The sequence below is a fragment of the Erwinia sp. genome (genome assembly GCF_031978025.1).
Classification (GTDB): domain Bacteria; phylum Pseudomonadota; class Gammaproteobacteria; order Enterobacterales; family Enterobacteriaceae; genus Erwinia.
Genome location: NZ_DALZCD010000165.1, coordinates 1 through 9,587, shown reverse-complemented (window position 1 = coordinate 9,587; position 9,587 = coordinate 1). Strand labels below are relative to the sequence as shown.

The 9,587-nt window shown below is 53.6% G+C and carries 11 protein-coding genes; 2 read left to right on the top strand and 9 right to left on the bottom strand.

The genetic code is table 11. The features are described 5' to 3' along the window. The 6 genes from RTK32_RS13765 to RTK32_RS13740 form a co-directional block, all read right to left on the bottom strand. The coding region (locus RTK32_RS13765) for a TerC family protein (protein ID WP_312044868.1) at positions 1–1,032 on the bottom strand (1,032 nt) is incomplete at its 3' end. A gap of 280 nt (positions 1,033–1,312) precedes the next feature. Continuing rightward, a complete protein-coding gene (gene rlmA / locus RTK32_RS13760) occupies positions 1,313–2,182 on the bottom strand; it encodes a 23S rRNA (guanine(745)-N(1))-methyltransferase (protein ID WP_312044866.1) in 870 nt (289 codons plus the stop codon). 160 nt (positions 2,183–2,342) lie between these two features. Beyond that, positions 2,343–2,552, bottom strand: a complete 210-nt coding sequence (gene cspE / locus RTK32_RS13755; protein ID WP_001062678.1) for a transcription antiterminator/RNA stability regulator CspE — start codon at positions 2,550–2,552, stop codon at positions 2,343–2,345. A 53-nt stretch (positions 2,553–2,605) separates the two neighbouring features. After that, positions 2,606–2,707 carry a DUF2627 domain-containing protein gene (locus RTK32_RS13750; RefSeq protein WP_312044870.1) on the bottom strand — a complete coding sequence of 34 codons (102 nt, stop codon included), beginning with the start codon at positions 2,705–2,707 and terminating at the stop codon, positions 2,606–2,608. A 542-nt stretch (positions 2,708–3,249) separates the two neighbouring features. Continuing rightward, complete coding sequence (locus RTK32_RS13745) at positions 3,250–4,248, bottom strand: MBL fold metallo-hydrolase (RefSeq protein WP_312044848.1); 999 nt, start codon at positions 4,246–4,248, stop codon at positions 3,250–3,252. Positions 4,249–4,272: 24 nt separating this feature from the next. Continuing rightward, positions 4,273–4,524, bottom strand: coding sequence for a YebO family protein (locus tag RTK32_RS13740; protein WP_312044846.1), 252 nt, complete (start codon positions 4,522–4,524; stop codon positions 4,273–4,275). Positions 4,525–4,729: 205 nt separating this feature from the next. Here RTK32_RS13740 and RTK32_RS13735 point away from each other — a divergent pair, with 205 nt between their 5' ends. After that, positions 4,730–4,966 (top strand): YobH family protein, encoded by a 237-nt coding sequence (locus tag RTK32_RS13735; protein WP_312044844.1) that lies wholly within the window; start codon positions 4,730–4,732, stop codon positions 4,964–4,966. A 35-nt stretch (positions 4,967–5,001) separates the two neighbouring features. Here the strand turns inward: RTK32_RS13735 and kdgR are convergent, their stop codons facing one another. Beyond that, positions 5,002–5,793 (bottom strand): DNA-binding transcriptional regulator KdgR, encoded by a 792-nt coding sequence (kdgR, locus tag RTK32_RS13730; RefSeq protein WP_312044842.1) that lies wholly within the window; start codon positions 5,791–5,793, stop codon positions 5,002–5,004. A gap of 192 nt (positions 5,794–5,985) precedes the next feature. Between kdgR and RTK32_RS13725 the strand changes: the two genes are divergently transcribed. Further along, positions 5,986–7,371 carry an MFS transporter gene (locus tag RTK32_RS13725; protein WP_312044840.1) on the top strand — a complete coding sequence of 462 codons (1,386 nt, stop codon included), beginning with the start codon at positions 5,986–5,988 and terminating at the stop codon, positions 7,369–7,371. A gap of 45 nt (positions 7,372–7,416) precedes the next feature. Here the strand turns inward: RTK32_RS13725 and htpX are convergent, their stop codons facing one another. Both htpX and RTK32_RS13715 read right to left on the bottom strand, forming a co-directional pair. Next, on the bottom strand, positions 7,417–8,298 hold the full coding sequence (htpX, locus tag RTK32_RS13720) for a protease HtpX (protein ID WP_312044838.1): 882 nt from the start codon (positions 8,296–8,298) through the stop codon (positions 7,417–7,419). A 233-nt stretch (positions 8,299–8,531) separates the two neighbouring features. Beyond that, on the bottom strand, positions 8,532–9,587 hold a 1,056-nt coding region (locus RTK32_RS13715), incomplete at its 5' end, for a carboxy terminal-processing peptidase (RefSeq protein WP_312044836.1).

Sequence of the window (9,587 nt, the reverse complement as noted above, 5' to 3'; positions counted from 1 at the left end):
GATCTCGTCCAGTTCTCCCCGGCAGACCGGAAACATGCTGTGGGGCGTATCCAGCAGCTGAATGCGGATTTCCTCCGCCGGCCGTTCGGCATTTACCCAGGAGATATCACCACGCGGCGTCATAATGCTGCGCACCGAGCGCGAGGCCAGCGTCAGTACACCGTTAATCATATAGCGCTCTTCGTCTTTAAACGCTTCCTGCGGCATCAACCTGAGGGTTTCGCTCTCCTCTCCGCCGCTATCCGTCTGACCACGTCGGCCGCCCATCAGCCGTTGAATGGCCTCAGCAGTTCGCTCACGCATAGGTCTTTTAGACTGATGGCGAAGAAAATTAACCCGCGCGATCTGGTTAAACAGCTCGATGAGAATTGAGAAACCGATAGCCGCGTAGAGATAGCCTTTAGGGATATGAAAACCAAAGCCTTCTGCCACCAGGCTGAGACCGATCATCAGCAGGAAGCTGAGGCAGAGCACCACCACCGTAGGATGCGCGTTGACAAATCGGGTCAGCGGTTTGGATGCCAAAAGCATCATGCCCATCGCAATCACCACCGCCGTCATCATAATAGCCAGGTTGTTAACCATGCCGACGGCAGTAATCACCGCATCCAGCGAGAACACGGCATCCAGCACGACGATCTGAATAACAACCGCCCAGAAGCTGGCGTAGCCTTTATTACCTTCTCCGCTGTGTTCACGATTTTCCAGCCTTTCATGCAGCTCCATCGTCGCTTTGAACAACAGGAAGAAACCACCGACCAGCAGGATCAAATCGCGGCCCGAAAAGCTAAAGTCCGCAATGCTGAACAGCGGGCGCGTCAGGGTGACCATCCAGGAAATCAGGGAAAGCAGACCCAAACGCATCACCAGCGCCAGGGAAAGCCCAATCAGTCGTGCTTTATCCCGCTGCTTTGGCGGCAGCTTATCGGCCAGTATCGCAATAAAAACCAGGTTATCTATCCCTAATACGATTTCAAGGACGACCAGCGTCAGCAGACCGGCCCAGACTGACGGGTCTAACAGAAATTCCATGACAGGCTCCGAAAACAGATACGGGAAAAAGTCGCTGGCAACACTTTAGCGCAGCAGGTGGCTGAATCAAGGGAATGACGGGCGCCGGTGAAAGGCAAAATCAACGTGGCCGGATGGCCCGGTCGCTTAGTTGAACAACGTCGGTGACGATCCATAGGGAGGGCGCAGGCCCGTGGCTCCTGTAAAAAATAAGGAGTTCTACTGTAAACAGCGGACGGGATAACGTCAAAATATTTGCTTACATTTACAGAGGGCCGCCCACAGCGAGCGGCCCTCCCGACTACTCGCCCGTTTCGCCAGGCTGCGCCGGCGCGGCATGCTGTTCGGTATCGGGCCGATCCTTTTGCCACAGCCGCAGCGTAAAGTCCGTTTCCACCTCGAATAACGGCGTGGTAGCCAGCACGCCCCACACCTCAGGCCGGGCGCGCCAGGCAAAAGGCGTCATCTGCAACAGCGCGGCAGAGGTCTCACTATTAAGGCTCATTAAATAATTAAGCGAATGCTGCTCAACCAGCGTAAAACCCGGCAATGTTTCGGGCGTTTCATCATGTAGTCGTGCTTCCTGATAAATCAGTTCCTTAAACTGCAGGAGATGACGCGGCCCCGGGGTGACGGTCAGGACATAGCCATGGGTCTTCACCACGCGAGCCAGCTCCTCCGCCTTACAGGGCGCATAAATGCGCAGTACGGCATCAAACTGCTCGCTGGCGAAAGGGAGCCGATGGCTGGAGGCAACACAAAAGCGGACGTTGCGATAGCGTTTAGCGCCCGCACGGATGGCGACTCTGGAGACATCGAGTGCGTCGACTTCCGCCTCGCCCTGGTTTTGCAGGGTATCGGCCACCGCGTGGGTGTAGTAGCCTTCGCCACAGCCGATATCAAGCACGCTGGAGCCTGTTGGTGGCAGAATTCGCTGCAGAATATCGCAAACTTTGGCCTGTAGAGGCTGATAGTGTCCGGCGTCCAGAAACTCACGTCGCGCCTGCATCATCTCTGCGCTGTCACCTGGCTGCTTAGAACGCTTATGCTGTACCGGCAGCAGGTTGACGTAGCCCTCTTTTGCCCGATCGAACTGATGCCGGTTTTCGCATCGCCAGCCGGCAGTGTCGGGCAGCAAGGGATGATGGCAAAGGGGGCAAAGATAAGACATAACGACTCTCCGGTAATATTAAGAGCGGCAGTTTACCGGAAATACGCAGGCCAGGGCAGATTTTCATGGCCGGAAAGGAAAAAGCCCCGCCGGTATGGGCAGGGCTTTATTATTCTGATACTTGCCTGAACCGTCGCGCGGGCAACGGCAAGATCGAAAATTAGATAGCGGTGACGTTCACAGCAGCAGGGCCTTTCTGGCCGTCCTGAATTTCGAACTCAACGTTCTGGCCTTCAGCCAGGGTTTTGAAGCCGTTACCCTGGATAGCAGAGAAGTGTACGAACACGTCTTTGCTGCCGTCTGCAGGCGTGATGAAACCAAAACCTTTAGACTCGTTGAACCACTTAACCTGACCTTTAATCTTTGCCATTTTGCAAATTCCTTAGAGTGTTAATTCGCCCGGAGGCGTGACGTACAGAAAAATCAGAGACACGACTGCATGAGGCATAAATTAAGACTCGGCAAGGAAGCGGTATTCAACATAACGTCTTTACTCAGAACTTCTTTACTGAAGATGCCACACATAAACAGAACTGTACCCCGTTTTACTAAAAGCGTTATCACATATTCGATTATTAATGGCAAGTCATTTTTATAAGGTCGGCGGACTGTCGCACATATTTGAAACGTCCGCGGCACTTCTTGCACATCAATGAAGGAATAGCTGAACATCGCCAGAGTAAAATCCAATCGTGCAGGCCTGCCAGTCATGCAATTTTCTAATGGCATTTTAGCCTGCCACCGCTGCCAAGTCTACGGCCTCTCGGTGCCTGCCGACCGATTTTCAACCAGGTTTATTGCAGAAATATGGCATTCCTTACTCAAAAAAGTTCATTTAAAGCGGGTTGCGTACACGCAAAATCTGGATGACATTGGCGTATCAAAAGAAGCATTCGGTTCATATTTAAATTTAAACTGCACCAAAATCAGGAAAATGTATTTCCGCCTGCCCCATTTAAATGCAATAACCTTCCCGATTAATTTTCGTGAGTACCATCAATCTATTTGGATTAACCGATGGCCATTTCGGCGCGTACGCATTTTAAATTTTCCGACCAGGATTATTCTTAATTTATATTATCAATCCGCAGTCTTGCACCAATTTTCCAGGCAGTGAAACGTTTTTCATCCAGGTTGGCCGCCTGCATCTCTTTGGCCAGCGCGCGAGGCGGGTCATCCAGCGACTCGTCCGCCAGTTCAAATACGCCCCAGTGAATGGGAATAGTTGTGGGCTGCCCCAGCGCCTGATGGAGTGAAACAGCCTGTTCCGGATCCATATGCTGCCCACCCATAAACCATCGCGGCGCATAGGCACCCGTTGGCAACGCCGCCAGGTTGAAAGGCCCCAGCCTGCGCGGGATCTCCAGCAGGCTTTCAGAATAGCCGCTGTCGCCGCTGAACCAAAAATTTACGCCCTGGCTTTTTATCACCCATCCGCACCATAAAGCGCGGTTGCGATCCCACGGCGTACGCATACTCCAGTGACGCGCGGGGACGGCAAAGATCTGCAATTCGCGATCGGTTACGCTTTCCCACCAGTCCAGCTGCGTCACTTTTTTCGCCCCGCGTTTTTTAAACCACGGTGCCAGCCCCAGCGGCACGACGAAATGCACGTCCGGAAAATGGCGCAGGATCTGCCTGATGGTCGGCCAGTCAAGATGATCATAGTGGCTGTGCGAAATCAGTACGCGATCCAGCGCTGGCAACGCGTCGATGTTCAGCGCGGCAGGCGTTTTACGCTGCGGCCCGTAAAAGCTTAGCGGCGACGCGCGCGACCCCAGTGCCGGATCAATCAGCGTATATTTTCCCGCGGTACGCAGCAACAGACAGGCATGGCCCAGCCACCAGACGGCATCTTCTTCACCGCTCAGATCGGCAGGCTGCCACCACTGACGGATAAAGGCCTGGTAGCCCTGCGTCGGCGGGAAAGGCAGTCCCTGCGCCTTGCGCTCTTTACGCCAGCGCTGTAAATCCCCCGGCTGGCGAAAATCCGGTTCAGGATTGCGAAAGCCTTCTGGCGTGTGGTGAGCTTTTTGGGGATCGTACCAGGGGTTTTGCCAGGCCATACGGTACTCCTTGTGGCGGGGCGGTTAGCGCTCCGGAATTAAGCGAATAAAATCTGATTCCTCGTCAGGCTGCGCCGGACTTTGCTGTGCGCCGACCAGTTTTAACAACAGCTGGTTCTGATGCTTCTGCTCATCAAGCAGCGCCTCCAGCAGGCGGATCTGTTCATTGGCCCTGACGCTGGCGCGATTAATAAAAAACCAGGCTACCAGCCCAATAAGCGTAAGGCCGAGCAGTAAAGCGGCTCCCGCCGTGCCATTGGCGACTTCATTTAACATACTTATCCTCTGATGTTACGCGTAATTATAAAGAGCCGAATTTTACCCCCTCATCAACGAATTGATAGCTCGCTGACAGAAATTTAGGAACCTTCGCGCAGGTTCCGCGGCGAGACTGCTGTATGCTGACTACGTATTGCGTATCTGCTCACACTGTACTGGCGTCGGCGACAATCGGGAAAGGCCGGCGCACAAAGGAGAAAGTATGAAATTTTTTGTTCGTCTCATTGGCCTGCTGGTAGTGATTTGGCTGGCCCTGTTGGTGACCGGCTATGGCGTGCTGGCCGGGAGCCATAAAAACGTTGCAGGAATGGGACTGCAATGCCAGTACCTGACCGCCCGCGGTATGACAACCGCTCAGTACCTACACAGCGACAGCGGCATAGTAGGCGTCACCGACTGCCCTTTACTGAAAAAAAGCAGCGAAGTGATTGATAACTAAAACAGCAGCGGGCCGGATATTTTCGGCCCCTCCGTTCAGAAAGGAAAGGCCTGATAGCCCATCTGTTCCGATATCAGCCTGGCAGCGCGGTGCAGCATCGCGACATAATTGCCCTTCTCTTCCTCCGTAAAGCGGATCGTCGGAAATGAAAGGCTCAGCCCGGCAATGACCACACCGAAACGGTCAAATATCGGTACGGCGATGCAGCGCAATCCTTCTTCCTGCTCTTCATTATCTTCACCGAATCCCTGCGCGCGAACGCGCTCCAGCTGGGTTATCAGCTCGTCAGCAGAGGTAAGCGTGCGCGCGGTGTTCTTCTGAAAGCTCACTTCTGCCAGAATGTTTTTCACCTCTTCCGGCTCGCGCCAGGCTAACAGCACCTTGCCGATAGCGGTGCTGTAAAGCGGATTACGCCGACCAATCCGCGAGTACATACGCAAATTGTAAAGCGAATCGATTTTGTGGATATAAACAATACTGTCTTCTTCCAGCGCCCCCAGGTGGATAGTCTCACGGGTTAAACGGGAAAGTTCGCGCATCTGGATATCGGCGCTGCGTATCAAATCGACGTTCTGTAACGCTTTAGCACCCAGCTCAAACAGTTTCAGGGTCAGGCTATATTTTTCCGTTTCGCCTTCCTGTGCGACATAACCCAGCGATTTCATGGTCTGCAAAAAACGATAAACGGTGCTTTTCGACATCATTACCCGCTGGGAAAGCTCGGTGATACCGTGCGCTCTCTCTTCGCCTAAAGCTTGTAAAATACCAAATACTTTTAGTACGGAAGAGACCGAGTCGGGTTGTTTATCCACCTCATCCTTCGCCATAACCTTTTTGCCTTTTTGTTTTATAAAAAATGGAACACTATTCCCAGTATACTTTTTGCCGTCGCGACAGCGCAACGCCAACCTTCTGGCAGCACAGACACATTTACTGATGGTTCAGGCTGCTGAATAAATGGCAAGGTGCTGAAAAAATCATTAGCATTATGATATTCACTCGCCTGACTATTCATTTCTATGCCGCAAACTCTTCAACCGGACGGCCTGCCCGTTCCGCAGCGCTACGGCGCAATTTTGGCCATAGCATTGGGGATCACCGTTGCCGTCCTGGACGGTGCTATTGCCAATGTGGCACTGCCCACCATTGCCCGGGATCTTCATGCCAGCCCGGCAGCTTCAATCTGGATCGTTAACGCCTATCAGCTGGCCATTGTCGTCTCGCTGCTGTCACTCTCTTTTTTGGGTGACATCCTGGGCTACCGCCGCGTGTACCAGTGCGGGTTGGTGATATTTACCTGCACTTCGCTGTTTTGCGCGCTTTCCGGGTCGTTGAGCATGTTGACTTTTGCCAGGGTATTACAGGGTTTTGGTGGCGCGGCATTAATGAGTGTGAATACCGCGCTCATCCGCATTATTTATCCACAGCGCTATCTGGGGCGTGGAATGGGGATTAATTCACTGATTGTCGCCGTCTCGACCGCAGCTGGCCCAACCGTAGCTGCCGCCGTGCTCTCCGTTGCGTCCTGGCAATGGTTGTTCCTGATTAACGTGCCGGTAGGGCTTGGCGGGCTGTTTCTCGCCTTTCGCTTTTTACCTGACAATCCACAAAAAAACAGCGGGCAGCGCTTTGATATTCCCAGCGCCATCATGAACGCGTTGACGTTTGGCCTGTTAATTTCTGCGCTAAGCGGCTTTGCACAGGGACAAAGCGGCAGGTTGGTAATAGCGGAGCTGCTTGCGTTGGGCGTTATCGGCGTGGTGTTTATTCGTCGACAGCTGCAGCTGCCTGTGCCACTGCTGCCGGTTGACCTGCTACGTATTCCGCTGTTCTCGCTGTCGATCGGGACTTCAATATGTTCCTTTTGCGCGCAGATGCTGGCGATGGTCTCGCTGCCGTTTTTCCTGCAAACCGTCCTGCAGCGTGGGGAAGTAGCAACAGGCCTGTTGTTGACGCCGTGGCCGCTGGCAACGATGGTAATGGCACCCATAGCGGGCAGGCTGATCGAGCGTTATCATGCCGGGCTGCTGGGAGCGATTGGATTGGGGTGTTTTGCGATTGGCCTGTTTTCGTTGGCGCTGCTCCCCGCTTCGCCAGATGACTGGAGCATCATCTGGCGCATGATGATCTGTGGTGCTGGCTTTGGTCTGTTTCAGTCCCCTAATAATCACACTATTATCAGTTCGGCACCGCGTCATCGCAGCGGTGGCGCAAGCGGCATGTTGGGCACGGCGCGCCTGCTGGGCCAAACCAGTGGCGCGGCGCTGGTGGCATTAATGTTCAATCTGTTTGGCGACCAGGGCACGCATGCCTCCCTGCTGCTGGCCGGCAGTTTCTCTACGCTGGCCGCTATCGTCAGTGCTTTTCGGCTGACGCAGCCGCGGCAGGAGCAGAAGCCCGGCTGAGCAACAGGCAAAAAAATGCCGGTCAGCGACCGGCATTTATCATGACTATTTCAGGTACTGACCGCTACGCAGCGCCTCGATACGCTTATCCAGCGGCGGGTGCGACATAAACAGCTCGCTCAAAGACTTCGATTTACCGTTAATGCAGAACGCCATCATGGTGCTCGCTTCCTGCGGCTCGTAGCTGGTTTTCAGGCGTTGCAGCGCGGCAATCATTTTCTCGCGGCCAACCAGCCGTGCGGACCCGGCATCGGCATGGTACTCACGATGACGCGAGAACCACATGGTGATAATGCTGGCCAGAATACCGAATACCAGCTCCAGCACCATCGAGACCGCAAAATAGACCAGCGGGTTGCCGTTACTGCCCTCGCCTTCTTCACGATCGCCCGACATAAAGCCAGCAGCAATCTGCGCAATAATGCGCGAGATAAAGATAACAAAGGTGTTTACCACGCCCTGGATCAGCGTCATCGTCACCATATCGCCGTTAGCAATGTGGCTGATTTCGTGCGCCAGTACCGCTTCGGCTTCATCGCGATTCATGTTTTGCAGCAGTCCGGTAGAGACTGCTACCAGCGAGGCATCGCGACGAGCGCCGGTGGCAAACGCGTTAATGTCCGGTGCGTGATAGATGGCTACCTGCGGCATAGCAATACCTGCCTGCTGCGCCTGACCGGCGATAGTCTGCATCAGCCAGCGCTCGGTTTCATTACGCGGCTGCTCGATGACCTCACCGCCGACGGAACGCAGCGCCATCCATTTGGACATCAGCAGTGAGACAAACGCACCGCCAAAGCCAAACAGACCCGCCATGATCATCAGGCCCTGAACACTGCTTGACTGAATTCCCGTCAGACTGAGAATCAGCCCAAATACCAACATAACACCCAGGTTGGTTAACAGGAAAAGCGCAATACGCATCATAAAGTTTCTTCTTCCTCAGTTAAAAAATCGCTTACAGCGGACAACTATCCTATGGGCATGGCAAAACATTTCAAGCGGCAAGCGGCATTAAGTCTCTAAAAAAACATAACTTTACATTTTGTCGTAATTTTTAACGAGCCGAAGAAGGTGCACTGTCAGGAAAGGCAAAGTTACCGCGTGGATTAGGAAAATTCAGGTAAAAATAAGGCACAGCCTGCGCTGTGCCCTGTGGTTTATTTCGCGCTCTGGTTTTTTTCCAGCTGCGCCAGGTCGTTAGCAATGTCGACCGTTTCGTCCAGGTAAGGATCCGGCTCTTTATAATCCTTCGGCAGATCCTCAAGCTTCGCCAGCGGCTTTTTGCCTTCCAGTTTGAAACGGGCATTAATCCGCTCCAGCCGCAGCGCGTCATCCTCGTGGTTCTCTTTCTCGCGTTCGGCAAGATTCAACGAGATGATATTGCGCTTGTCCTTCATCGCATTAAAGCGGGCGATGTCTTTCAGGATGTACTGGAACTCCATATCTTTCGCAATGCGATCCTGATGCGTTTTAAGCAGCTGCGGAATGAGCGCCTTAACGTCGCCGGTTTTCGTGTAGCTTGCCGCATCAATGCTGTCCCACGGCAGCGCGTTATCCTCGAATTTCTCACCGGTTTCCACCGCCTCTACGCCGGTCGGCATAAGCAGATCCGGCGTGACGCCTTTACGCTGGGTACTGCCGCCGTTAACGCGATAGAATTTCTGGATGGTGTAGGTGATAGATCCCAGCGCAGGCCATTCAGGACGCAACATCTGATCGTAAATACGATTTAGCGAGCGATACTGCTGCACGGTGCCTTTACCAAAGGTTGGTTCGCCGACAATCAGCGCACGCCCGTAGTCCTGCATCGCAGCCGCAAAAATCTCGGAAGCAGAGGCACTGAAGCGGTCTACCAGCACCACCAGCGGGCCCTTATAGTAAACCATATTATCGGTGTCACTATCCTGGCGCACCTTGCCATTGTTATCACGCACCTGCACGACCGGGCCGCCTGGAATAAACAGGCCAGAAAGCGATACGGCTTCCGTTAGCGCACCGCCCCCGTTAGTACGCAGATCGATGACGATACTGTCGACATTCTGCTTCTGGAGTTTCTGCAGCTGCACTTTCACATCGTCGGTCAGACCCACGTAGAAACCTGGAATATCCAGTACGCCGACCTTCTCTTTACCGGCGTTGTGTACGCTCATTTTAACCGCCCGATCTTCCAGACGGATTTTTTCGCGGGTCAGCGATACGATACGGGTTTTAGT

Excerpts from the sequence above, each read along its gene's own strand:
- rlmA (WP_312044866.1), bottom strand. The coding sequence starts at position 2,182 with ATGTCTTATCTTTGCCCCCTTTGCCATCATCCCTTGCTGCCCGACACT.
- cspE (WP_001062678.1), bottom strand. The coding sequence starts at position 2,552 with ATGGCAAAGATTAAAGGTCAGGTTAAGTGGTTCAACGAGTCTAAAGGT.
- RTK32_RS13750 (WP_312044870.1), bottom strand. The coding sequence starts at position 2,707 with ATGTGTGGCATCTTCAGTAAAGAAGTTCTGAGTAAAGACGTTATGTTG.
- RTK32_RS13745 (WP_312044848.1), bottom strand. The coding sequence starts at position 4,248 with ATGGCCTGGCAAAACCCCTGGTACGATCCCCAAAAAGCTCACCACACG.
- RTK32_RS13740 (WP_312044846.1), bottom strand. The coding sequence starts at position 4,524 with ATGTTAAATGAAGTCGCCAATGGCACGGCGGGAGCCGCTTTACTGCTC.
- RTK32_RS13735 (WP_312044844.1), top strand. The coding sequence starts at position 4,730 with ATGAAATTTTTTGTTCGTCTCATTGGCCTGCTGGTAGTGATTTGGCTG.
- kdgR (WP_312044842.1), bottom strand. The coding sequence starts at position 5,793 with ATGGCGAAGGATGAGGTGGATAAACAACCCGACTCGGTCTCTTCCGTA.
- RTK32_RS13725 (WP_312044840.1), top strand. The coding sequence starts at position 5,986 with ATGCCGCAAACTCTTCAACCGGACGGCCTGCCCGTTCCGCAGCGCTAC.
- htpX (WP_312044838.1), bottom strand. The coding sequence starts at position 8,298 with ATGATGCGTATTGCGCTTTTCCTGTTAACCAACCTGGGTGTTATGTTG.